The organism is Rhodoblastus acidophilus (assembly GCF_009720655.1).
Taxonomy (GTDB): domain Bacteria; phylum Pseudomonadota; class Alphaproteobacteria; order Rhizobiales; family Beijerinckiaceae; genus Rhodoblastus; species Rhodoblastus acidophilus_A.
Genome location: NZ_WNKS01000008.1, coordinates 72,465 through 94,726, shown reverse-complemented (window position 1 = coordinate 94,726; position 22,262 = coordinate 72,465). Strand labels below are relative to the sequence as shown.

General features: G+C 63.9%; 22 protein-coding genes. 11 read left to right on the top strand and 11 right to left on the bottom strand.

The genetic code is table 11. The features are described 5' to 3' along the window. The first annotated feature begins 165 nt into the window (after positions 1–165). On the top strand, positions 166–1,047 hold the full coding sequence (locus GJ654_RS11040) for a hypothetical protein (protein WP_155446211.1): 882 nt from the start codon (positions 166–168) through the stop codon (positions 1,045–1,047). Positions 1,048–1,065: 18 nt separating this feature from the next. Here GJ654_RS11040 and GJ654_RS11035 read toward each other — a convergent pair whose 3' ends face one another. The 3 genes from GJ654_RS11035 to GJ654_RS11025 form a co-directional block, all read right to left on the bottom strand. Beyond that, entirely contained in the window at positions 1,066–1,626 is a 561-nt protein-coding gene (locus GJ654_RS11035; protein ID WP_155446210.1) for a hypothetical protein, read from the bottom strand. Between the two features lie 145 nt (positions 1,627–1,771). Next, positions 1,772–3,577 (bottom strand): translation elongation factor 4, encoded by a 1,806-nt coding sequence (gene lepA, locus GJ654_RS11030; RefSeq protein WP_155446209.1) that lies wholly within the window; start codon positions 3,575–3,577, stop codon positions 1,772–1,774. An 83-nt stretch (positions 3,578–3,660) separates the two neighbouring features. Further along, the gene (locus GJ654_RS11025) at positions 3,661–4,071 is read right to left on the bottom strand and encodes a hypothetical protein (protein WP_155446208.1); all 411 of its coding nucleotides are present in this window, start codon (positions 4,069–4,071) and stop codon (positions 3,661–3,663) included. 192 nt (positions 4,072–4,263) lie between these two features. Between GJ654_RS11025 and rph the strand changes: the two genes are divergently transcribed. Further along, positions 4,264–4,974: a ribonuclease PH gene (gene rph / locus GJ654_RS11020; protein ID WP_155446207.1), complete on the top strand. Its 711-nt coding sequence runs from the start codon at positions 4,264–4,266 to the stop codon at positions 4,972–4,974. Next, on the top strand, positions 4,971–5,594 hold the full coding sequence (gene rdgB, locus GJ654_RS11015) for an RdgB/HAM1 family non-canonical purine NTP pyrophosphatase (protein WP_155446206.1): 624 nt from the start codon (positions 4,971–4,973) through the stop codon (positions 5,592–5,594). Before rph ends, rdgB begins: the two co-directional genes overlap by 4 nt. Here rdgB and GJ654_RS11010 read toward each other — a convergent pair whose 3' ends face one another. Next, the gene (locus GJ654_RS11010; RefSeq protein WP_155446205.1) at positions 5,595–6,290 is read right to left on the bottom strand and encodes a carbonic anhydrase; all 696 of its coding nucleotides are present in this window, start codon (positions 6,288–6,290) and stop codon (positions 5,595–5,597) included. Between the two features lie 262 nt (positions 6,291–6,552). Between GJ654_RS11010 and GJ654_RS11005 the strand changes: the two genes are divergently transcribed. From GJ654_RS11005 to GJ654_RS10990, 4 genes are all read left to right on the top strand, one after another. Beyond that, complete coding sequence (locus GJ654_RS11005) at positions 6,553–7,437, top strand: HpcH/HpaI aldolase/citrate lyase family protein (RefSeq protein WP_155446204.1); 885 nt, start codon at positions 6,553–6,555, stop codon at positions 7,435–7,437. A gap of 87 nt (positions 7,438–7,524) precedes the next feature. After that, positions 7,525–9,417: a COG4223 family protein gene (locus tag GJ654_RS11000; protein ID WP_155446203.1), complete on the top strand. Its 1,893-nt coding sequence runs from the start codon at positions 7,525–7,527 to the stop codon at positions 9,415–9,417. 28 nt (positions 9,418–9,445) lie between these two features. Then, positions 9,446–11,008 carry a heme biosynthesis protein HemY gene (locus tag GJ654_RS10995; protein ID WP_155446202.1) on the top strand — a complete coding sequence of 521 codons (1,563 nt, stop codon included), beginning with the start codon at positions 9,446–9,448 and terminating at the stop codon, positions 11,006–11,008. 250 nt (positions 11,009–11,258) lie between these two features. Then, positions 11,259–11,777, top strand: coding sequence for a L,D-transpeptidase (locus GJ654_RS10990; protein ID WP_155446201.1), 519 nt, complete (start codon positions 11,259–11,261; stop codon positions 11,775–11,777). 66 nt (positions 11,778–11,843) lie between these two features. On the opposite strand, the gene secB is transcribed toward GJ654_RS10990, so the two are convergent. Further along, positions 11,844–12,308, bottom strand: coding sequence for a protein-export chaperone SecB (gene secB / locus GJ654_RS10985; RefSeq protein WP_155446200.1), 465 nt, complete (start codon positions 12,306–12,308; stop codon positions 11,844–11,846). A 173-nt stretch (positions 12,309–12,481) separates the two neighbouring features. After that, on the bottom strand, positions 12,482–12,928 hold the full coding sequence (locus tag GJ654_RS10980) for an FxsA family protein (protein WP_246664696.1): 447 nt from the start codon (positions 12,926–12,928) through the stop codon (positions 12,482–12,484). A gap of 128 nt (positions 12,929–13,056) precedes the next feature. Between GJ654_RS10980 and GJ654_RS10975 the strand changes: the two genes are divergently transcribed. From GJ654_RS10975 to GJ654_RS10960, 4 genes are all read left to right on the top strand, one after another. Beyond that, the gene (locus tag GJ654_RS10975) at positions 13,057–13,704 is read left to right on the top strand and encodes a Tim44/TimA family putative adaptor protein (RefSeq protein ID WP_155446198.1); all 648 of its coding nucleotides are present in this window, start codon (positions 13,057–13,059) and stop codon (positions 13,702–13,704) included. Next, positions 13,701–14,804 (top strand): murein transglycosylase A, encoded by a 1,104-nt coding sequence (mltA, locus tag GJ654_RS10970; RefSeq protein ID WP_155446197.1) that lies wholly within the window; start codon positions 13,701–13,703, stop codon positions 14,802–14,804. Before GJ654_RS10975 ends, mltA begins: the two co-directional genes overlap by 4 nt. A gap of 4 nt (positions 14,805–14,808) precedes the next feature. Then, the gene (locus tag GJ654_RS10965; RefSeq protein WP_264586207.1) at positions 14,809–15,357 is read left to right on the top strand and encodes a Smr/MutS family protein; all 549 of its coding nucleotides are present in this window, start codon (positions 14,809–14,811) and stop codon (positions 15,355–15,357) included. A 92-nt stretch (positions 15,358–15,449) separates the two neighbouring features. Then, positions 15,450–16,454 (top strand): adenosine kinase, encoded by a 1,005-nt coding sequence (locus GJ654_RS10960; RefSeq protein ID WP_155446196.1) that lies wholly within the window; start codon positions 15,450–15,452, stop codon positions 16,452–16,454. 75 nt (positions 16,455–16,529) lie between these two features. Here the strand turns inward: GJ654_RS10960 and GJ654_RS10955 are convergent, their stop codons facing one another. From GJ654_RS10955 to GJ654_RS10935, 5 genes are all read right to left on the bottom strand, one after another. Continuing rightward, entirely contained in the window at positions 16,530–16,937 is a 408-nt protein-coding gene (locus tag GJ654_RS10955) for a hypothetical protein (protein WP_155446195.1), read from the bottom strand. A 192-nt stretch (positions 16,938–17,129) separates the two neighbouring features. Then, complete coding sequence (purH, locus tag GJ654_RS10950) at positions 17,130–18,719, bottom strand: bifunctional phosphoribosylaminoimidazolecarboxamide formyltransferase/IMP cyclohydrolase (protein WP_196305512.1); 1,590 nt, start codon at positions 18,717–18,719, stop codon at positions 17,130–17,132. A gap of 298 nt (positions 18,720–19,017) precedes the next feature. Next, positions 19,018–19,296, bottom strand: a complete 279-nt coding sequence (locus GJ654_RS10945) for a hypothetical protein (protein WP_155446193.1) — start codon at positions 19,294–19,296, stop codon at positions 19,018–19,020. A 128-nt stretch (positions 19,297–19,424) separates the two neighbouring features. Then, a complete protein-coding gene (locus tag GJ654_RS10940; protein ID WP_155446192.1) occupies positions 19,425–21,080 on the bottom strand; it encodes a hypothetical protein in 1,656 nt (551 codons plus the stop codon). A gap of 43 nt (positions 21,081–21,123) precedes the next feature. Next, positions 21,124–22,203 (bottom strand): hypothetical protein, encoded by a 1,080-nt coding sequence (locus GJ654_RS10935; protein WP_155446191.1) that lies wholly within the window; start codon positions 22,201–22,203, stop codon positions 21,124–21,126. Positions 22,204–22,262: the final 59 nt, after the last annotated feature.

Genomic DNA, 22,262 nt, shown 5'->3' with positions numbered 1-22,262 from the left:
CGTATCATGCCGCCCGCAAGGTCTCCGCGCCGATGACTGGGAGCAAATATTCGGTGTGCGAATCGGTTCCCGCGGGACGGCGCGCAAGTTGGAGTCGTTGAGTTGAGACGCTGCCGGGCGTAGGCTGGCCCCAGGGCTTCGCCTTTTGGCGGGAAGGAGCGCGTCATGTTGAGGATTTGGCTCGCGGCGGCGGTCGCGCTTTTGTCCTGTGCGTCCCTGTGCGCGGCCACGCCGGCGGAAGACGCCTATTTCGCGGCCCGGCAGGCGGCGGTCGCCAAGGTCAAGGCGGCGGTCGACGCCAACACGAAAGAGGAGGTGGTCCAAAAACTGGAGGAGTCCGAACGTGCGGAGCTGCTCAAGCAATTGTCCGCGCTCGTCGGTCCAAAACCTCAGGGCTACGAGCGGAGCGAACTCTCGCCGGAGAGCCTGGCGCCCGATTCGCCCGGCGGCGACGCGCTCGACGCCGTGGTCTACGCCAAAGCGGAAAAGGACCCGAGCATCGCCGTCACCACGCAGGGCGTGGCGAACGCCTGGCTGGCCGCCGTGCGGGCCGACCCGGAGAGCCAGAACCTCAACCTGCCGTCAACCCTCCCGGATGCGCTCAAGGCGGTGAATTTCTATTCCCTGGCGATCGGCGGCGACGCCGCCTTCTCGCTCCACGCGCCGATTCCGACGAGCGCTGACCCGAGCGCGGTGGCGCTGCTCGGCGCGTTTGCGCAGGATGTCGGGCCCACCGCCCCCAATGCGCTGGTGGTGAGCGTTCTGCGCGGCGACCTGCTCTATGTCATCCAGGCGCAGCCGGCGAAGGCGCCAAAACCCTCGACCGCCTGCCAGGCTTTGTGGAAGACGTTCGAGCAGAAGGCGAAAAAGGCGCAAAAGGCCTATCAGGCGTCCAAAGAGAAAGACGAGTCCCAGTTGGAGGCGGCGCAAAAGGCCGAAGCCGAGGGCGAGGAGGCCTGGCGGCAATGTTTCGCCAAGGCATTGAAGCCGGACGATCTCGCCGCCTTGGGCAAGCAGGCCGACGAACTGGTCAAGTTGTTGCCTTAGAACGCGCGAGATGGAGGCTCAGCGGCCCAGTACTTTTTTCTCCAGTGGCGCGCAGGCGGCGTCCGGCGCCGGCTCAAGCTGAAAAACTCTGTCGTCAGCGCCCGGGGCTATGAATACGCCGCGAGACGTATCGCAATCGTTCTCCAGGCCCACGCCTTCGCCCGACAATTTCAGTGCGACGCCCTCTCCTGATTTTGCGAGATCGAAGCCGCCGCCATCGCATTCAACCGCGCAGCGGGCCTTTTCGGCGCCCGCGCAATCTCCGGTTGCGGTCAGAGCCTTTCTGTCGGCGCGGCGTCGGGCGGACAGAGCGAATTCATAGGCGATGCGCTCGGCGTCGGCCGTGGCCGTCTCACCAGTTTTGTCATAGCCGCGCACACGCAAAAGCAGTGTCAAATCCGTCACCTTCTGGCGCGGATGTGCGCGCAGATGGTCAGGGTCGTAATGACGCGCGAAACAGATTTTCGCGCCCGGCTTCGGCGCTAGGATCGGCGTGAGAGATTTGAATTCTCGGTCGTCAATGGCGCCGGCGGCGGCGGGCCAAAGGCAGATCAGCGAAGCCAGGGGAAGAAATCGCATGGGGTGCCTCCTGCGAAGCGCCCCAATCTAAGCAGGATTTCCGAAAAGTGGCCACCGGTTTTCGGACGAAAATCCTGCGAAAACAAAGGAACCTAAGCAAACATTCGTTGGGCGACCAACGAATGTTTGCTTAGGAGGCTTGATCTCAGCTGTCCATTTTCAGCGCGGCGATGAACGCTTCCTGCGGAATGTCCACCTTGCCGAACTGGCGCATCCGCTTCTTGCCTTCCTTCTGCTTGTCCAGCAGTTTTCGTTTGCGGCTGACGTCGCCGCCGTAGCACTTGGCGGTCACGTCTTTTCGCAGGGCGCGGATGGTTTCGCGGGCGATGATCTTCGCGCCAATGGCGGCCTGGATCGGAATCTGGAACATGTGCTGCGGGATCAGCTCGCGCAGTTTTTCGCACATGGCGCGCCCGCGCGATTCGGCGCGGGTGCGATGCACCAGCATGGACAAGGCGTCCACCGGCTCGGCGTTGACCAGGAGCGACATTTTGACGAGATCGCCGGCGCGGTAATCGGTCAGCGCATAGTCGAACGAGGCGTAGCCCTTGGAGATCGACTTCAAGCGATCATAAAAATCGAACACCACTTCATTGAGCGGCAGTTCATAGACCACCATGGCGCGCTTGCCGACGTAGTTCAAATCCACCTGCACGCCGCGCCGGTCCTGGCACAGTTTTAGGACGGAGCCGAGATAGTCGTCTGGCGTCAAAATCGTGGCCTTGATCCAGGGTTCCTGTATCTCCGCGATTTTGACCACATCGGGCATGTCGGCGGGATTGTGCAGCTCGATCACATCGCCATTGTTCATGTGGATTTTGTAGATGACCGAGGGCGCGGTGGCGATCAGGTCGAGATTGAACTCGCGCTCCAGCCGCTCCTGGATGATTTCCAGGTGCAGCAGGCCGAGAAAACCGCAGCGGAAGCCGAAGCCCAGCGCGGCGGAGGATTCCATTTCATAGGAGAAGCTGGCGTCGTTGAGCCGCAACCGCCCCATGGCGGCGCGCAAATCCTCGAAATCGGCGGCGTCCACCGGGAACAGGCCGCAGAACACCACGGGCTGCGCCGGCTTGAAGCCGGGCATGGCTTCCGCGCAGGGTTTTCTTTCGTCGGTAATGGTGTCGCCGACGCGGGTGTCGGCCACCTGCTTGATCTGCGCGGTGATAAAACCGACCTCGCCGGGGCCGAGTTTTTCCACATCCTGCATTTTCGGGCGAAACACGCCTATGCGGTCCACTTCATAGTGGGCGCCGGTGGCGAGCATCTGGATTTTCTGGCCCTTTTTCAGCGCGCCATCGAAAATCCGCACCAGCACGACCACGCCGAGATAGGCGTCGTACCAGGAATCAACCAGGAGCGCCTTCAGCGGCGCGGTCTCGTCGCCTTTGGGCGGGGGCAGGCGCTTGACGATGGCTTCCAGCACCAGATCGATGTTGATGCCGGTCTTGGCCGAAATCGGCACGGCTTCGGAGGCGTCGAGGCCGATCACCTCCTCGATCTGCGCCTTGATGCGGTCGGGCTCGGCGGCGGGCAGGTCGATCTTGTTGAGCACCGGCACGATTTCGTGGCCGGCGTCGAGCGCGTGATAGACGTTGGCGAGGGTTTGGGCCTCAACCCCCTGGGAGGCGTCCACCACCAGCAGCGAGCCCTCGCAGGCGGCCAGCGACCGCGACACTTCATAGGCGAAGTCGACGTGCCCGGGCGTGTCCATCAGGTTGAGAATATAGGTCTTGCCGTCCTGCGCCTTGTATTCGAGGCGCACGGTCTGCGCCTTGATCGTGATGCCGCGCTCGCGCTCGATGTCCATGGAATCGAGCATTTGCTCGCTCATGTCGCGCGCCGCCACGGTGCCGGTCTGCTGGATCAGCCGGTCGGCGAGGGTGGACTTGCCATGGTCGATATGGGCGACGATGGAGAAGTTGCGGACATTTTCGATGGGATGGGCGCTCATGCGCCGCAGATAGCAGGGCGATCAAGGGAAAGGAAGGGCGAAGCGCAAAAATTCGCTTCGCCCCGATTGCCTTCCATGCCGGCTCAGTTGCAGTAGGCGTTGCGATAGCCGACCACATTGCCCCAGCTGTCATAGACGGGAACGCGGCAATACCCGCCGGATGACGCGGCCGCCGCCGCGGCCGCGGCGCCGAGAACGCCCAGTCCGATCGCAGCCCCGACGGGCGCGCCCCAGCCGTATCCGCCCCAGCCGCCGCCACGGTAGCCGCCGCCGCGATAGGCGTAGCCGCCGCCACGAACGGCGCCGCCGCGATAAACGGCGCCACCACCGCGATAGCCGCCGCCGCCGCCGCGATAGACGCCGCCGCCTCCGCCGCCGCCGCCGCCCCTGTAGCCGGGTCGCGCGTCAGCCGGGGCGCTGGTGGCGAGCACGAAGCCGAACGCCGCCGCCATCGCCAAAGCGCTGGTAAAGTATCCACGGGACCGCGTGATCATTGCTGCCTCCTGCGTCAACTGACTGTGGAAAAAAACGTCAACACCAAAACCAAGCTAATCCCGTCCTCGGCCGCGCGCAATGCATCCTTTGCGTGCATCCTTTACGTAGCCGCCTGATCGGCCCGAAAGTTTTGCGGTTTGCCGAAAGGCTTGTTATCAGGTCGCGACCGAACTCGTTTCCAGGGAAGAACAATGCGTCCGTCCAAACGCGCGCCCGACTCCATGCGCCCCGTCTCCATCGAGCGCAATGTCGCGCGCTACGCCGAAGGCTCGTGCCTGGTGAAATTCGGTGGCACCCATGTGCTGTGCACAGCCTCGCTGGAGGACAAGCCGCCGCAATGGCTGCGCGGCCAAGGCAAAGGCTGGATCACCGCCGAATACGCCATGCTGCCGCGCGCCACCCACACCCGCACGCGCCGCGAGACTTCGAAGCCCTCGGGACGGACGCAGGAGATCCAGCGGCTGATCGGCCGCTCCCTGCGCGCCGTCACCAATTTGCAGGCTCTCGGCGAGCGCCAGATCACGCTCGACTGCGACGTGATCCAGGCGGACGGCGGCACCCGCACCGCCTCGATCACCGGCGCCTGGGTCGCCCTTCACGATTGTTTGAAGTGGATGCGCGACCGCTCGATGATCAAGGATATGCCGATCAAGGATCATGTCGCGGCGGTGTCCTGCGGCATTTACCAGGGCGTTCCGGTGCTCGACCTCGATTACGACGAGGATTCGGTCGCCCACACCGACGGCAATTTCGTCATCACCGGGACGGGAGGTCTCGTCGAGGTCCAGGCGACCGCCGAGGGGGCGGTTTTTTCCGAGGAAGAGCTGACAAAGCTTCTTGGCCTTGCGCGAAAGGGCGTGACGGAGTTGGTGCAATTGCAGAAGCAGGCGATCACGGCATGAGCCGCAGGCTGACGGGCAAGCTCGTCATCGCCACCCATAACGCGGGCAAATTGCGCGAAATGCGCGAATTGCTCGCACCCTATGGCGTGGAGGCGGTTTCGGCGGGCGAACTGGGTTTGGCTGAGCCGGAGGAAACCGGCTCGGATTTTGTGAGCAACGCGCTCATAAAAGCCCGCGCCGCCGCCAAGGCCGCCAACCTGCCGGCCTTCGCCGACGATTCCGGCCTGTGCGTCGATGCGCTCGACGGCGCGCCGGGGATTTATTCCGCCCGTTGGGCGGGCGAGGCCAAAAATTTTGGCGCCGCCATGGCGCGGATCGAAGCGGAAGCGCAGGCCTCCGGTTCGCCTTCCCGCCGCGCCCATTTCGTCTCGGCGCTGGCCGTGGTCTGGCCTGACGGCGAAGAGGCTGTTTTCGAAGGCAAGGTTTTTGGCGACCTGGCCTTTCCGCCGCGCGGAATGGCCGGGTTCGGCTATGATCCGTGCTTCACGCCCGACGGCCACGCTCGCACTTTTGGGGAAATGTCCGCCGAGGAAAAGCACGGAATCCCGCCAGACGGGTCGGAAGCCCTCTCGCACCGGGCGCGGGCGTTCCAGATGATGGCGAGGACGCTGCTGAAGTAATCAAAACCTCGGCGTCGCCGAAAACGCTTCGCGATAGGCTTGCGCCGAGGCCTGGCAGAACTGCCCGGTTTCTTCATTCAGAATCTGCAATTCCCCCGTGGCGACGCCGAAATAGGCGCCGTGCAGGTGCAGCCAGCCCCGTTCTTCCAGCGTGGCGATGTAGGGGAAGGTGCGCAGGTTCGCGAGGCTTTGCTTGATCGACTCGTGGTTCAGCCGCTCCGACCAGTCGCGCAGCGGCTCGCTCGGCGGCCCCAGCGTTTCCGCCGCCGGCGCCAGCAGCTTGATCCAGCGGCCGATGAAATCGCCGGGGGCCAGAGGCCGCATGTAGGGGTCCGCCTGCATTTCGGTGAACGCCCGGATGCCGCCGCAGGCCGCGTGCCCCATCACCACGACATGCTTCACCTTCAGGCCCATCACCGCATATTCGATGGCCGCGGAGGTGCCGTGGTAGTCGTCGTTGGGCTTGTAGGGCGGCGCGAGATTGGCGACATTGCGCACCACGAACATTTCGCCGGGCCCCGCGTCGAAAATCAGCTCCGGGGACACGCGCGAGTCGCAGCAGCCGATGAGCAGGATTTCCGGGTTCTGGCCGCGCTGCGCCAATTCCTCGAAACGCTCGCGCTCCCGGCCGAAACGCCCGCTGAGGAAGTTTTCGTAGCCTTCGGTCAGCCGTTTGGGAAAACTCGCGACGCACATGGACAGTCTCCGCGCCGCCAGTCCTGGCCGCTGGCGGCGCGCCCCTTTTGCCGCAACGCGTCCCGCGGAGCAAGCGGCCGCGGCGCCCCCAAAGAAGCAAGCTTCAACGTCAAAATGACAATGGCGTGAAGCCGTCCGAACGATTAAGGTGCGCGCGCCAGTATTGGCGTCGCGGCGGGTTGCGGATGCGCAGCCCGCGCGACTTTTGTTTTTTATGCGTCTTTTTCGCCTTTTGCGAAGCCAGGGACGCCGCCAGGGAGCAATGATGACCAGCCTACGTCCTCGCCGCAGCGTGCTCTACATGCCCGGGTCGAACGCTCGCGCGCTGGAAAAGGCCAGGACGCTGGCCGCCGACGCCCTGATTCTCGACCTGGAGGACGCCGTCGCCCCCGATGCGAAAATTTTGGCGCGCGAGCAGGTCGCCGCCGCCGTCACGGCGGGCGGATTTGGCCGTCGCGAGGTCGTCATTCGCATCAACGGAACCCACACGCCGTGGGGCAAGGAGGATCTCGCCGCCGCCGCCGCCGCGGGTCCCGACGCCATTCTGCTGCCAAAGGTTTCGACGCCCGGCGACATCACCATCACCGCCAAGGCGATTCGCGATCTCGGCGCGCCCGAGCGTACAAAACTCTGGGCGATGATGGAGACGCCGACCGCGATCCTCAACGCCGATTCCATTGTGCGCACCGCGCTCGATCCGGCCTCGCGCCTCGCCGTTCTGGTGATGGGCACCAATGACATCGCCAAGGAGACCCGCGCGCGCCTCACCCCGGGACGTCAGTCCATGCTGGCCTATCTGTCGATCTGCGTCGCGGCGGCCCGCGCCCATGGCGTCGACATCGTCGACGGGGTTTTTAACGATTTTTCGGATGAGGCCGGTTTCCGCGCGGAATGCGAGCAGGGCCGCGATCTCGGCATGGACGGCAAGACCTTGATCCATCCCAAGCAGGTGGACATTTGCAACGACGTGTTCGCCCCCGCCGAAACCGAGGTTTTGTGGGCGCGGAAAATCATCGAAACCTTCGATCTGCCCGAGAACCAGTCCAAGGGCGCGCTGCAGATCGATGGCAGGATGGTGGAGCGGCTCCACGCCGACATGGCGCGGCGCACCGTCGCCATCGCCGAGGCGATCGCCGCCAACGCGTGATCCATATAAAACGCTTGTGTGCGCAAACTGGGGTTTTCCCGACGCGCGCGGCGGCTATAATGCCGGCAAACGGCAGGGGACTGCATAATGAACGCGCAAAACGGACAGGGCGAGGAACAACAGGCTAAGGGCGTGACGCCGCCGGCGCCGGAGCCTGTGGCGCCCAAGCCCCAGCCGGAGCTCAAGCCCCAGCCGGAGCTCAAGCCCCAACCTGGGGCCGAGGGGAAGGGCGCCAATCCGCTCGGCGGACCTGTCGCGCCTCCGCCCGGACCCGATGCGCCTGTGGTCGCGAAGCCGCCGCCGAAACCTGAAGTCACGCCGTCTGCCGAAAAGCCCGGGCCGAAACCTGTCGCCGCTCAGCTGGGGGCCGAGGGGAAGAGCGCCAAACCGTTCGGCGGACCTGTCGCGCCGCCGCCTGGGCCCGATGCGCCTGCGGTCGCGAAGCCGGCGCCAAAACCCGAGGTCGCGCCGTCCGCCGAAAAGCCCGGGCCGAAGCCTGCCGCCGCCCAGCCAGCGCCAAAACCCGAGGTCGCGCCGCCCGCAGAAAAGCCTGCGCCGGCGCCCGTCGCCGCGACGCCCACGCCAAAGCCCCCGCCGGCGCCCACAGCCGCCAAGCCGAATTCGAAACCCGAGGCCGCGCCGCGCCCGACGCCCGCTCCCGCGCCGAAAAGCGAAGCGGCCGCGCGTCCCCTGGTCAGGCCCGCGCCAATTCCCAAGCCGAAAAGCGACGCCCCGCCGCCTTTTCCCGGCAAGGCCCCGGCCGCCAACGCGTCCGCAACGCCCGAGAAACGCAAGCGCGGCCTCCTTGCGCCCGTCGCAGCTGTCGTCGGACTCGCGGCGATCGGCGGCGGCGTTTATCTCTCACTGGACCATTTGACGGACTTTTTCGCGCCGCCTGTCGACAGCCCCGCCGACAAGCCGTCAGCGGCCAAGATCGCCGTCGCTCCCGCGCCTGTCGCGGCTCCCGCGCCCGAGCCGGCCAAAGCGGAGCCAGCCAAGTCCGAACCCGCCAAGTCCGAACCCGCGGCGGTCGTCCCGGCAGAGGCGGAGAAGCCCGCCGCCGCGTCCGAAGCCGCTTCCTCGGGTGAGGGCAAGCCCGACACCGCCGAGACCAAAACTCCCGCCGCGGAACCGGCAGCCGAGCCCGCCGCCCGCAACGACGCGCCGCCGCCCGCCGAGACGGCGGCGCCCGCGGCCGTCGAGCCCGCGAAGCCGGCGGAGCCCGCCCCCGCCGCCACGGAGGCGGCGGACGCCAGCCTCAGCATGCGCGAACGCGCGCTGGTCGAACGCCTCACCGAGACGCGGTCGCAACTCGCCGACACCCAGGCGCAGGTCGCCGAACTGAGCCAGCGGCTCAGCGCCGCCGAGACCAAACTTTCGGCGCCCAAGACCGAGGCGCGGGCGCTGTCCGCTCTCGACGCGGGCCAGACGCGCGCCGACCCTTCCGCGCGGCTTGTGCTGGCCCAATCGGCGCTCACCGCGCTGACACAGGGGCTCGACGCCTCCGCTTTTATCGGGGGCCTCGAGCGGATGGGCGCAGATCCCGACCGCATCGCGCAGATGCGCGCCGGCCTGGCGACGCCGTCCCCGGCGAAGCTCACTTCGGATTTTGCCGCGCTATCGGAGAAGATCGTCGCTGCGGCGGCGCCTGGGCCGCAACAGCCCGCCGCCGACGCAAAACCTTGGGAAAAGGCGCTTTCCTACGTCCAGACGCACGCCACGAAGCTTGTGAAGGTCCGCCCCATCGGCTCGGCGGCTTCACCGGAGGAATCGGCGTCGTCCCTGGTCGCCAAGGCGCAGAAGTCTCTCGCCGCTGGCGATCTGGCCGGCGCTGTGGCGCTGGTGGCGCAACTGCCCGAGCCGGCGCGCGCCGCCGCCGCCGATTGGTTGAACGCCGCGAACGTTCGCCTCGGCGCCGAGAGCGCGGCCAGGGCGGAGTTCGAAGTCGCGCTGAAAAACGTCGGTAAAGCCAACAATTGACCGTTCTCTGTTACTTTGGGCGTCTTCCATGTTCAAAACGCTGATATACCTCGCTTTGATCGCCGGCGCCGCATGGGGCCTCGACATTCTGCATGAGACGAAGGGAACGCTCGTTCTCGAGTGGTTTGGCCGTCACATTGAAACGTCGCCGATGGTCGGACTTGCGTTCGTTCTGGTGGCGGCGATCATCCTGCTGCTGCTCTGGAAGTCGCTCAGCTTCGCTCTCAAGGTCCCCACGGTGGTGGCGGTGTCCCAGCGCGCCCGCAAACGCGCCCTGGGCCTGGACGCGCTTTCGCGCGGCATTGTCGCGGCGAACGCCGGCGACTTGCAGCGCGCGGAAAAGGCCGCCGCCGACGCGAAGAAACATTTGCCCGCCGAGCCGCTCACCCTGCTGCTGGAGGCGCAGACCGCGCAACTGGCCGGCGACCGCGTCAGGGCGGCGCGCGTTTTCCGTGAGATGACCGCGATTTCGGACACCAAGCTGCTGGGCCTGCGCGGGCTGCACGCCGAAAGCCTGCGCCAGGGCGACCAGGACGCCGCGCACGCCGTCGCGCTCCAGGCGCAGAACGCCCGCCCGCTGTGCTGGTCGGGACAGGCTGTGTTCGACCGCCACACCGCGGCCAAGGAATGGGCGGCGGCGCATGACTGCATCGCTCAGAACATCAAGGCCAGAATCGTCGACGCCGAGACCGCGCGCCGCCAAAAGGCGGTGCTGGACACGGCGATCGCGATGGACGTCGAGGCGACGGATCCCGCGCGCGCCATAAAACTGCTGCGCGCCGCGCTGGCCAAGGAGGCGACCCTGGTCCCCGCCGCCGTCCTGCTCGGCCGCCTGCTCTCGCGAAAAGGCGACATGCGCGCGGCCTCGAAGATGCTGGAAGGGGTTTATGCGAAGGCCCCGCATCCGGAAATCGCCCGCGCCTATCTCGATGTGCGCGTCGGCGATTCGGCCGCCGACCGCCTGAACCGCGCCAAGTCGCTGGCGCGTTGCGCCCCCGAGGCGCCCGAAAGCGCCATGGTCGTCGCCGCCGCCGCAATCGGCGCCCGCGATTTCGCCCTGGCCCGTCAGGTGATGGCGCCTCTGGTCGCCTCGGGGCAGCGTCCGACCGCGCGCATGTGCGTGATCATGGCGGAACTCGAGGATCGAGAAAATGACGCGCAGGGCCTGGTGCGCGAATGGCTGTCGCGCGCCACGCGGGCGCCCCGCGACGCCATGTGGTTCGCGGATGGCAACTGGTCGCGGCAATGGTCGCCGATTTCCCCGGTCACCGGCAAGCTTGACGCCTATGTCTGGGCCGAGCCCAAGGAAGAACTTTCTGGGCCGATGGAGGAGCCTCCGCCGGCCGGGAAGCCCGCTGTTCTGGAGAGCGCGCCGCCGCCGGCCACGATCGAACCGCCCGCCAAGGTTGAGATCGAGGCCAAGGCCGAACTGCAGCCCGAACCCGAGCCCGCTGCTGAGACGGTTCCGCCTGCGCAGCAGAAGGCGGCGGACATCGCCCACCGTTCGTCGCCGCAGCCGGTCATCTTCCCTCTGGCGACGCCGCCCGACGATCCCGGCCCCAAGCCTGCGGGCGCAGCCCGGACGTTTTGACATCGCATTTCAACCGGGGCCTGCTCGTCTCTCCGAGCAGGCTCTTTTTCTTTTCGAACCCGCCGGCGCGGCGCCGCTTCGCTTTGAAGACGCTGATAAAAATTAGAGCAAATTGTCTCATTTTTTCTTAGGGCTGCGTGCCGAAATTTTCGCGGACTGTGGCGCCGAAACGCTAGTGCGGCGCGTTTGGTGACGGCATCTTCAGGAAAACCCGCAGAAACTGCTCTGGTTCGCCGTCTGGGAGTTCACCATGCGTTCATTGCCGCTTGCCGTCGCCGCTCTTTCGCTCCTCGCCTCCGCCGCCGCGCCGTCGGTCGCCGAGGCCAGCACTAACCTCGTCAATTTCCGCACCAGTTATGGCCCGGGAACCGTGGTCATCAGCATGAGCCAGCGCAAACTCTATTATGTGCTCGATGACGCCCGCGCCATTCAGTATCCCGTGGCCGTGGCCAAGCCAGGCAAGGAATGGCTCGGCTCCGCCCATATCCAGGGCAAGCATTACCACCCCGACTGGACGCCGCCCGCCGTGGTGAAACAAGATCACCCCAACCTGCCGAATTTCATTCGCGGGGGCTCGCCGTCAAACCCGATGGGGGTGGCCGCGCTGACGCTCGACCGCTCTGAAATCGCCATCCACGGCACGTCGGCGAAAATGCGCGGCTCCATCGGCTCGCGCGCGTCCTATGGCTGCATCCGCATGCTCAACGAGGACGTGTCCGATCTCTACAGCCGCGTCAGCGTCGGCACGCCGGTGATCATGACGCCCTGAGCGGCGAAGTCCCGGTCAACAAAAAACCCGCCGTGACAGGCGGGTTTTTCATTGGAGCGGGTCGGCTCAGTTCGGGGCGCCAGCCGCGGCCTGCGCCTGCTGCATGCGCTGGGCGTAGAGCGTGGCGAAGTCGATGGGGTCGAGATAGAGCGGGGGGAAGCCGCCGTTGCGCACGGCGTCGGCGACGATCTGGCGCGCGAACGGGAAGAGCAGGCGCGGGCACTCGATCATCACCACGGGATGCGACTGCTCGGCGGGAATGTTGATCAGGCGGAACACGCCGGCATAGGTCAGCTCGAACTTGAACAGGGCGTCGGCGCCTTCGCCGGCGGAGCCTTCAAGCAGGATGTCCACCTCGAAGTCTTGCTCGGCGAGCTGCTTGGCGTTGACGTTCACCTGGATGTTGATGTTCGGCGCCTTTTCCTGCGGCCCCAGCGAACGCGGCGCATTCGGGTTCTCGAAGGAAAGGTCCTTGCAGTACTGCACCAGGCAATTCAGTGCGGGGGCCTGGCCGCCGGTGGTGTCGGTCATGAAAAACTCCTGTTTCGGGCCTGACCCGATGCGTCGGTGAGGACCCTGGCCGCCGCGCGAAAAAAGCGACGGGACGCAAGGCGGCGGGACAATCCGCCTTGTTCGCGCCTAGCACGAAACACCGCCGGAAAACAAGGCGGCCCTTCCCGCAGCGCCGGCGATTCGGCCCCGCGTCAGCGCGGCCTGCGCTCCGAGGATGCATCGGTGATGCGCCACTCGCTCGGGTTGAGATCGATCGCGGTCAGATCCGCTTTTCGGCCCGACCCGGGCTGGTGCGAGCGCATCTTCGAGGCGAGATCGTCGCGCACGGACGGGATGGTGAGCACGAGGCCCACGATGTCGGACAGGAAGCCCGGAAGGATCAGCAGGATCGCGCCGAAACTGCCGATCATGCCCTCGGCCATCGCGCCCTCGCGCGCCCGGCCGCCGGTGACCGCGGCGCGCACCCGCTGCAGCGCCACGCTCGCGTTCTCGCGCAAATTGGCGAAGCCCAGCAGCGTCGTCGCAACCCCGGCCAGCAAGGCGCCGCCGAGGCCGATGACATGCGCGACCGCGTAAAAGGTCGCGAGCTCCGCGGCCACCCAAATTATTAGCGCCGGTCCGAAAATGGAACGGAACATCCCCAAGCCTTTCCTTCGCGCAATGCCGTACGCCTCCCCGCCTTGCTGGCGGGCGCCTGCAATGCTACCCATCCCTCATATGGCCGCACGATCGTCGCGGTGCAACGCCGGCCTGTCACGAGGACGCCATGCAGGTTGATTCCATAACTATCATTTTCGTCGTTCTCGCCGCTTTTGTCTTGTGGAAGTTGCGTTCGGTGCTGGGCGAGCGGGAAGGTTTTGAACAAAGATTCGAGAACGGCCCGCAGGTCGCCCCCGGCGCGCCGCCGGCGCAGCTTTCGCCGGCCGAGCTGGAATGGGCGGAGTGCGCGGAGCGCGGCGGCCCGGTCTGGCGCGGTTTTGAACAGATCAGCCGCGCCCAGCGCGATTTTTCCCCAAAAATCTTTCTGGCCGGCGCCCGTTCCGCCTATGAGATGATCGTCCAGGCTTTTTCGCGCGGCGATGAAGAGGCTTTGCAGTCGTTGACCAGCCCGGACGTGCTCGCCGGCTTCAAGACGGCGCTGGACGAGCGCAGGGCGCGCGGCGAAACCATGCAGACCACGCTGGTTGGCCTGAACGACGCCCGAATCGTCGAGGCGCGGGCGGAGAAAAACCTCGCCGTCATCGCCGTGCGATTCGACGGCCAGTTCATCACCGCGACGCATGGGCCCGATGGCGCGCTCATCGAGGGCGATCCCAGCACGCCGACCAATGTGGTTGATGTCTGGACTTTTGCGCGGCCCCACGATGCGACGACGCCCAACTGGACGCTGGTGGCGACCTCGCCGGGTCAGTGAGTCTTTTGCGCGCGCCCCTGCTGCTGCTGATCGCGGGCCTGCTTTCCGCGCCTTGCTTAGCGGAGGGGCGCGGATTCTCGCTCGAACCGGCGAATGTCGGTCTGGATCCCTCCGCCGAAGCGCTCGCGGTCTGGCGGAAAAGCTGCGCGCGCCTCCCGGCGGCGCGCAACCTGCCCGAGCTGAAGCTCTCCGCGTGGAAAAAGGTTTGCGCCCTGGCGCAACACGGGGGGGCGGGGCCGGATTTTTTCGCCCGCCATTTCGCTGCCTTTCGCGTCGTTCCCGATTCGGCGCCCGATTCGTTCTTCACCGGCTATTACCAGCCGGAAATTCCGGGATCGCTGACGCCAACCCGCGCATTCGCCACGCCGGTTTACGGCCGGCCGCCCGATCTGGTCACAACCACGCAATTACAGGGCCTCACCGCCGCGAGACGCCGCGCCGGCGGGCTCGAACCCTATCCCGACCGTGGTGAGATCGAGGATGGCGCCCTGGAGGCGAGTGGCGCTCAAAAACTTGTCTTTCTGCGCGACACGGCCGACCTGTTTCTGGCCCAGGTGCAGGGGTCGGCGCGGGTGCGTCTGCCCGACGGGCGGGTGTTGCGCCTGTCCTTCGCCGGTCGCAACGGCCAGCCCTATACGGCCATCGCCCGCATTCTGGTCCAGCGCGGCGTTGCGACGCCGGCGGAAATGACCATGCCGCGCCTGATCGCCTGGTTGCGGGCGCATGGCCTGCAAAAAGGCGAGGAAGGCGACGATTTGCTGCGCCAAAATCGCTCCTTCGTGTTTTTCGAGGGGCGCATCGACACCGGCTCCGCCCAGCCGGAAGGCGCGAGCGGCGTCCCCCTGACCCCGCTGCGCTCCATCGCGGTCGACAAAACCATCTGGGCCTATGGCCTGCCGTTCTTCATCGACGCGGACTTGCCGTGGCGGGACGAGTCGCTAAAACCGTTTCGGCGGGTGGTGATCGCGCAGGACACAGGCTCGGCCATTGTCGGGCCGGGCCGCGCCGACATTTACTTCGGCCTCGGCGACGCCGCGGGCGCGCGCGCCGGCGCCTTGCGCCATCACGGCCAGTTCTATCTGCTGCTGCCGAAGGAGTAGCGGCGTGAGCGACGGCAAGAAGAGACTGCGCCTGCTCTCGCGCGAGGAGCTCGCCCTCTGGCGGCATGTCGTCGCCGATGTCGTTCCGCGCGCCGGGCGCAAGCGCATGCTGGGCGAGGATTTGGCGCCGGCGAGGCCGCCGACGCCGTCGCCGGCCTCGCCGATGGCGCCGCCTATCGTTCCCGCGAAACCGGCGCGTCGGGAGCCGCCGCCGCTCGCGCCCTTGGAGCCGAAACTGCGCCGACGCCTCGCCTCGGGACGCGAGGCCATCGAGGACCGGCTCGATTTGCACGGCATGACCCAGGCGCAGGCCCATTCGGCGCTGATCGGCTTCGTCCACCGCGCCCATGCGCGCGAAACGCGGATCGTGCTGGTGATCACCGGCAAGGGAGGCGGCGACTTTGGCGAGCGCGGGGTGCTGCGGCGGGTCGTGCCGCTGTGGCTGCGCGAACCCGCTTTGCGCGCGCTGGTGTCATCGGTCGAGGAGGCGGCGCGCCCCCATGGCGGCGCCGGCGCCTTTTATGTGCGTCTGCGCCGCAGGCGGCCGGGCTGAATCGCGGGCGTCGCGCGCGGCTGCGGCTTTTCGGGCCTTGACCGGGCGCGCGGGGCGCCGCAAGAGCAGCCAACCTTTCCAAGGATCGCCCCATGTCCCAAAATTTTGACGTCCTCGCGCTCGGCAACGCTATTGTCGATGTCCTCGCCCCGGTCGATGACGACTTCATTGTCGCGCAAGGTCTTCGTAAAGGCGGCATGCAGCTCGTGGACGAGGCCCAGGCGCTGGCCCTTTACGACGCCATGGGCGCGACCACCATTGTCTCGGGCGGCTCGGCGGCCAATACCGTGGCGGGCCTCGCCAGCTTCGGCGCAAAGGCCGCCTTTGTCGGAAAAGTGCGCGACGACGAGGCGGGCCGCGCCTTCACCCACGACATCAAGGCCGTGGGCGTGCATTTTTCAACCGCGCCCGCGACCGAAGGGCCGAGCACGGCGCGCTGCCTCGTGCTGGTGACCCCCGATGGCCAGCGCACCATGAACACCTATTTGGGCGCGTGCCAGAACCTCACCGTCGCCGATCTCGACGCCGCCGCGATCAAGGCGTCGAAAATCCTGTATCTCGAAGGCTATCTCTGGGACCCGCCGCACGCGAAGGAAGCTTTTGTCGAGGCCGCGAAAATTTCACACGCGGCGGGCCGGCAGGTGGCGCTGACCCTGTCCGACACGTTCTGCGTCGACCGCTACCGCGACGAATTCTTGGGGCTGATCCGCGACGGCGTCGTCGACATCCTCTTCGCCAACGAGTCCGAACTGCACGCCCTGTTCCAGACCGCCGACTTCGATGTCGCGCTCGCCGCGCTTCGAAATGAAAAGGTTTTGGCGGCGGTGACCCGCAGCGAAAAGGGCGCGGTGATCCTGCGCGCCGGCCAAAGCGTTGCGGTTCCCGCCGCGCCCATCGAAAAACTCGTGGACACGACCGGCGCCGGCGACCTGTTCGCCGCCGGATTCCTGGCGGGTCTGACGCAAGGAAAACCGCTCGACCGTTGTGCCCGGCTCGGGGCGCTGGCGGCGGCGGAGATCATCCAGCATTTTGGCGCGCGACCGGAGGTCAGCCTTTCGGGCCTCGCCGAACAGAGCGGCTACGTTCACGCGGTCTGAACCGCCCGGGCGCGACGATCCGCGCCATGCCTTGTTCCAGCCGATCCGGCCCGCCGGATCGGCTTTTTTCGTCGCTCAGGCCGCGCGGGCCTGCGCCACCTGCGCGGCGGCCGAGACCAGACGCGTGATATAGTCTTTTGCCTGCTCGGGCGCGCGCCTGTAGCGATGCAGCACGAGGTCGGTCAGTTCGTCGACCACCACGGCGTCGGCGCGGTCGATCACGGCGGGATTGACGTGCGATTCCTCGATGATATGCGCCAGCGCCTGTCGGGAGGCGCGGCCCTGGCTCGCCAGTTGGCGAAGATAGGCGCGCCAGCACGACCAGTGCAGGCGCGCCGCCTGGCGCGCGCGGTCCGTTTCGCTGAAGGCGGTGGAATAAAGTCCGAACAATCTGTCGCAGACCGGCGCCTCGCTCCATGAGGTCAGGTCGTCGGGAGATTTCGGGGCGAGGGTCGTGGAGGACGTGGGGAGGAATGGCAACATAACGCTACGATAGACTCTATTTATTTCAGTAATTTGGCTCGTGAAATGAGACAATTGAAAGGCAAAGGCGCCGCTAGGGACGCCCTATCCACCGTTTGGCGCCGCCTGTGGAAGAAAAAGCCTCGGCGCAAAAAAAACAAAACGCCGGCGGAATCTCCGCCGGCGCTGTGTGTCGGTTGATCCAAGCCGCGTTCAGTGGCGGAAGTGGCGATGTCCGGTCAAGACCATGGCGAGGCCGGCCTCGTCCGCCGCCTTGATCACCTCGTCGTCGCGCATGGAGCCGCCGGGCTGGATCACCGCCGTCGCGCCCGCTTCGGCCGCAGCCAGCAAACCGTCGGCGAACGGGAAGAAGGCGTCGGAAGCGACCACGGAGCCCTTGGCCAGGGTTTCCGGCAGGCCCGCCGCCTTGGCGGCTTCGGCGGCTTTCCAGGCGGCGATCCGCGAGGAATCGACGCGGCTCATCTGGCCCGCGCCAATGCCGACGGTCGCGCCGTTTTTGGCATAGACGATGGCGTTGGACTTGACGTGCTTGGCCACGCGGAAGGCGAATTTCAGGTCGGCCAGTTCCTGCGCATTGGGCGCGCGCTTGGTGACGATCTTCAATTCCATGTCGTCCACGACCGCATTGTCGCGCGACTGGAACAGCAGGCCGCCCGAGACCGAGCGCACCGCGAGGCCCACCTTGCGCGGGTCGGACAGGCCGCCGGTGAGCAGCAGGCGCAGGTTTTTCTTCGCGCCGATCAGGGCGATGGCGTCTTCATCGGCGTCGGGCGCGATGATCACCTCGGTGAAGATCTTCACGATTTCGGAGGCGGCGGAGGCGTCCAGTTTTCTGTTGAGCGCGACAATGCCGCCGAAGGCCGAGACGGGGTCGCAGGCCAGCGCCTTGAGGTAGGCGTCGGTCAGGCTCGACCCTTCCGCGACGCCGCAAGGGTTGGCGTGCTTGATGATGGCCACCGCCGCCGTGCGGGCGGGATCGAATTCCGACGCCAGCTCGAAGGCGGCGTCGGTGTCGTTGACATTGTTGTAGGAGAGCTGCTTGCCCTGCACCTGCCGCGCCGTGGCGACGCCGGGCCGGTTTTCGCCGGTCAGATAAAAACCCGCCTTCTGGTGCGGGTTCTCGCCATAGCGCATCAGCTCGGACAGCTTGCCGCCGACGGCGCGGTATTCCGGGGTGTCCTCGCCAATCGCCTGCGCAAACCAGTTGGAGATGGCGGAATCGTAAGCGGCGGTGCGGGCATAGGCCTTTTGCGCCAGCTTTTTGCGCAAAGCGCGGGTGGTCGCGCCGTCATGGGCTTCGAGCGATTCAAGAACAACGGCGTAATCGGCGACATCGACGACCACGGCGACATCGTCGTGGTTCTTCGCCGCCGCGCGGATCATCGCGGGTCCGCCGATGTCGATGTTTTCAATCGACTCGTCCCAGCCGGCGCCCTTGGCCACGGTGGCCTCGAACGGATAGAGATTGACCACCAAGAGGTCGATGGCCTCGATGCCATGGGCGAGCATGGCCGCCTCGTGCTCGGGATTTTCGCGGATCGCCAGCAGGCCGCCATGCACCTTGGGGTGCAGGGTTTTCACGCGCCCGTCCATCATTTCCGGAAAGCCGGTGACGTCTGAGACGTCGACCACCGGGACGCCCGCGTCAGCGATCGCCTTGCGTGTGCCGCCGGTTGAAATCAGAACGACGCCGCGCGCGGAAAGGGCGCGGGCGAAATCGATCAGGCCGGTCTTGTCGGAAACGGAAAGCAGCGCGCGCTTCAGGACACGAGCGTCGGTCATCTTGTCTCTCTCTCGAAAAATCCGCAGTTCAAGCCGGCGGGGCGGTTGCGCCGCGCTTAGCATGTTTCTGGCGCGAATCAAACGGAAGGAAGGGTTTTGGCTAACGGCGGCGGGAGAAGCGGCGCGCTTTGGCGAAAAGTGAAAACCGCGAATTGCGCCGAAACGTCAATGTGTCAAATCAATGTTCATGTTTTGTTTTCACGTGAAACATCCCTGTGGGGAGGAAATCTCATCCAACTTACTGTTAAAAAATGAGAAAAGCACCGCTGTCCGCCGCATGGATTCTGGTGAACAACGTTCACGCAGGGTCGCCGTTGCTACAACCTGCGAGATGCAATCGCGAAAACCGCACGATTTTTAGCGGAAAATCGCGTATTTTTGCACAAATTCGCAAGTTTTGAGCGGTTTTGCGCGGGGGAAATTCAACCTGAGGTAGAAATTTGCAGGAAAAGCGCTCTCGCGAGCGATCCGAGGGGTGCCAAAAAGAAACCATCGCGATGCGCCGCACGGCTTCGTCGGGAATCGGCGGCAACCGGTCGTTGGGCGACGGACTGCTTTGGAAAAGAACACCCGTCATTCGCCGCATCAAGGCCGCCGAAGGCGCGGACCTGCTTACGTTTCCAAGATGACAACCGCGTCACTCTTCCGTTCGTCCGCGCCGCGCCCTTGACCGGATTTGGGGTGCGCGCCGAAATTGCGTGAATTCTAAGCATCACGACGGGATGACCTGTTCTGCATCTCCTTTAATGTTTGATCGATTAGTTCCGCCGAAAATGGTTCCGGTAAAAAACTGTCACCCAAATAGTAGTATTCCCTAAATTGCTGCAAATCATATACCAAGCCTGGATCTATATTGTAATAAATGATGTCATCTGAGCGAAAATATCCTAGGGGTTCACCCGCAACGCCACTGCGCTCAATCGTTAGAAGGTGCGTTAATGAGCCCGCTTCAATGCGATCTGCTAGACTCGACCTTAATAAATTTATGGCGTTGATTTTCTTATCAAAAAGATTTATTTCTTTTCGCAATCGATCCGCCGTCACAATATCGTCAGCATGGCTTGATTCTTTTAGTCTGGCTTTAAGAGTCTCTTTCTTCTTATTCGCAATAGCAGCAGAGTTCTTTAATTGGTCGATTACTACTGATTCTTTGCCAACCAAATCTAATATCGCATATCCGAACGCAAACATCTTTGCGTCACCATGAAGTCCGTTAACATAAACGACCACACACTTTGCAACGCAGCTAAGGTCGCGTAAAAGCTCAACAAAATGGCGAGACGTATTGAAAGAAGGAACAAGAATTATTGATGGAAACGAGGACGAATACAGACGGCACTGCAATACAAGATTTAAAAACATGCTTGGATCAAATGCGTCATAGCAAATCGCGACCATTATCGCGAATTCAGTGGTCGTTTCGCCAATTGTTATGCTTGCGCAGTAAGTAGGAAATTTAAGCGTGTCTGGCCCTAAGACGTTTTCGCCAAGCCCACGTGCCGATGCTGTTTTTAGGTGGGGCCAAGCCTGCGAAACAGCCGCGCCTTTCCTGGACAAGATGAGGCCGCGATTTGCGCCGCCAATATGACGCGAGCCGGCGAAGATGAAGTGATCGGCTTGCGCGCGCTCCGAAACTTCTCTTATACGCCTCTCGATCGACTGCGATTCTTCGCTTTCAGAGGGTAGTGCGAATTCAGGAAAAACGACGATATGCGGCTCTCGGCGCAATGCCAATTCAAGGCCGCTGATGACCTCATTCTCCCATTCGGCAGCGTTCCCAAGCCCGCGTGTGCGGCTCAGTCGAAGCTCCCGCGATGGTTCTCCCGTCCCGTCCAGGGTAATTTGCGGATGCCTGCCAAGCAGGCAGAGGTGCTCGTTGAAATACCCCGTTTCCGGCAATTTGCTGATGCCCACCCGGTATCCAACGACCGCAATTCGGAGGCGCTGACTTATTTGGGATTCCTGCGCTTTTCCCTTCAAGCTTTCAATTGCTTCCTCGTGACCTGAAAATCGTGGATCGTGTCGCTCTTGCGTTTGCCGCGCGTCGAAGACCAGCGTGAATTCGCGAAGTGCTTTGAGGTCTTCCGGCGATAACGGCGTTCGTCCCCTACGTGACTGTTTGTAGCGTTCGATCAAACTTGGTTCTGGTTTGCGTGTAGAGTGGTTTGCTGTCGCCAGGAATTTCTCTACAGACAAACTATCATGTAAATCAACCTGCAGCGGCACGCATGAGCTAATCGTTCTATGCAACAACAAATGCTTCAGTAGCGCCTTCCCGTATGCAACTTGATTCTCTTCTTCAAGTAGCAAGGGGTCAGAGGAAAATATTGCTCCGTATACTTCGGTAACACCAGATGACAATGTATTACGTCCTGTCTATTGTTATACGTTCGATACCTGCGCTTCACGTGTAAGCGTAGGTATCACTCTCTTTTATTGTCAACATTCGATCAATCTTCTTTGCTTCATATTGCGCAAGCCAGGCGCTTATGGGCCTTGCGGCAGACAAGACCCGTAAGACAGATTCTTCTTTTGCTCTACGCTTTTGAGCAGCTGGCAAAAATTCGTACCCGACCGATGAGCTCGCTTGGCGAGCGAAACCAATCACCACCGTGCGGTCAGGCGACTGGCCTTCCTCTCGATAGAACACGCCTCGTGAGCCGGGAACCGAGCTAACGATACAAAAATTATCGTTCGGCATCGGTCGATCACCAACGATCCCGTGCACCAACTCTTCGAGTTCCAATAATCCACGTCGAGGAACTGTATTTTCTGTTGCTCGGATGTCGGAGACATGATTCCCTTCCGCATACATCGCGTCGACCAAAGCCGCAGCCTCCGGCGCTGTCGTGTCAGCCATAGCGATTTTGATCCTGTCCCATCCGTCCTGCACCTCTTGCAATCGGCTGTCTGTAGCGGCGTTGAAAGCTGTGCCATAAGCTTCTCGCAGCAGCGGCATCGCTGCAGCTTCCATCAGACCTACAAGCTTAATGAACGCAACCACGTGCGATTCTTGCGGCCGATTGTCCGGATCCGTATCCGCAGGAACGCCCTCAAATGTCCACCAAAGTTTCGCGTGACGTCGAGCGCTTTGCAGCGCACAAGCAGTCACGGATGCGCGCGTTCTTAGGATCCAGCGCAGGCCATTCGATTCACAAATTAGTCGACGAGACGGCAGCGTGGCGATGATCGGCGCCGCATCCTCGCCACCTCCGTCAGAGCCCTGCATAAACACGATTGTCTCGCCAGAGCTGTTTTCCGTTGGTTCGTCGCGAAAACAGTCACGGTCGCTAAGGCTGTTGCGCGCGATATCTCCGATTGACGAGTTGGCCCCGGCAAATGCCGAGCTTTCCGCAATCGCTTGGGCCTGGCCCTTGAACAGTTGCAGGACATTCTTCTGGCTAAAATCCCCCGACAAGCCTGCCGCCCAATCAGCCTGCCCTGCCAGCGCGCCATGTCGACATATTGTAAGCTCATAGGTCATTGGAGTCACACGTATTTATGATGAAGATACTTAGTCCTGATCATTAATGGGGTAGGATC

Coding starts and splice junctions, on each gene's coding strand:
- GJ654_RS11040 (WP_155446211.1), top strand. CDS start 166: ATGTTGAGGATTTGGCTCGCGGCGGCGGTCGCGCTTTTGTCCTGTGCG.
- GJ654_RS11035 (WP_155446210.1), bottom strand. CDS start 1,626: ATGCGATTTCTTCCCCTGGCTTCGCTGATCTGCCTTTGGCCCGCCGCC.
- lepA (WP_155446209.1), bottom strand. CDS start 3,577: ATGAGCGCCCATCCCATCGAAAATGTCCGCAACTTCTCCATCGTCGCC.
- GJ654_RS11025 (WP_155446208.1), bottom strand. CDS start 4,071: ATGATCACGCGGTCCCGTGGATACTTTACCAGCGCTTTGGCGATGGCG.
- rph (WP_155446207.1), top strand. CDS start 4,264: ATGCGTCCGTCCAAACGCGCGCCCGACTCCATGCGCCCCGTCTCCATC.
- rdgB (WP_155446206.1), top strand. CDS start 4,971: ATGAGCCGCAGGCTGACGGGCAAGCTCGTCATCGCCACCCATAACGCG.
- GJ654_RS11010 (WP_155446205.1), bottom strand. CDS start 6,290: ATGTGCGTCGCGAGTTTTCCCAAACGGCTGACCGAAGGCTACGAAAAC.
- GJ654_RS11005 (WP_155446204.1), top strand. CDS start 6,553: ATGATGACCAGCCTACGTCCTCGCCGCAGCGTGCTCTACATGCCCGGG.
- GJ654_RS11000 (WP_155446203.1), top strand. CDS start 7,525: ATGAACGCGCAAAACGGACAGGGCGAGGAACAACAGGCTAAGGGCGTG.
- GJ654_RS10995 (WP_155446202.1), top strand. CDS start 9,446: ATGTTCAAAACGCTGATATACCTCGCTTTGATCGCCGGCGCCGCATGG.
- GJ654_RS10990 (WP_155446201.1), top strand. CDS start 11,259: ATGCGTTCATTGCCGCTTGCCGTCGCCGCTCTTTCGCTCCTCGCCTCC.
- secB (WP_155446200.1), bottom strand. CDS start 12,308: ATGACCGACACCACCGGCGGCCAGGCCCCCGCACTGAATTGCCTGGTG.
- GJ654_RS10980 (WP_246664696.1), bottom strand. CDS start 12,928: ATGTTCCGTTCCATTTTCGGACCGGCGCTAATAATTTGGGTGGCCGCG.
- GJ654_RS10975 (WP_155446198.1), top strand. CDS start 13,057: ATGCAGGTTGATTCCATAACTATCATTTTCGTCGTTCTCGCCGCTTTT.
- GJ654_RS10960 (WP_155446196.1), top strand. CDS start 15,450: ATGTCCCAAAATTTTGACGTCCTCGCGCTCGGCAACGCTATTGTCGAT.
- GJ654_RS10955 (WP_155446195.1), bottom strand. CDS start 16,937: ATGTTGCCATTCCTCCCCACGTCCTCCACGACCCTCGCCCCGAAATCT.
- purH (WP_196305512.1), bottom strand. CDS start 18,719: ATGACCGACGCTCGTGTCCTGAAGCGCGCGCTGCTTTCCGTTTCCGAC.
- GJ654_RS10945 (WP_155446193.1), bottom strand. CDS start 19,296: ATGACGGGTGTTCTTTTCCAAAGCAGTCCGTCGCCCAACGACCGGTTG.
- GJ654_RS10935 (WP_155446191.1), bottom strand. CDS start 22,203: ATGACCTATGAGCTTACAATATGTCGACATGGCGCGCTGGCAGGGCAG.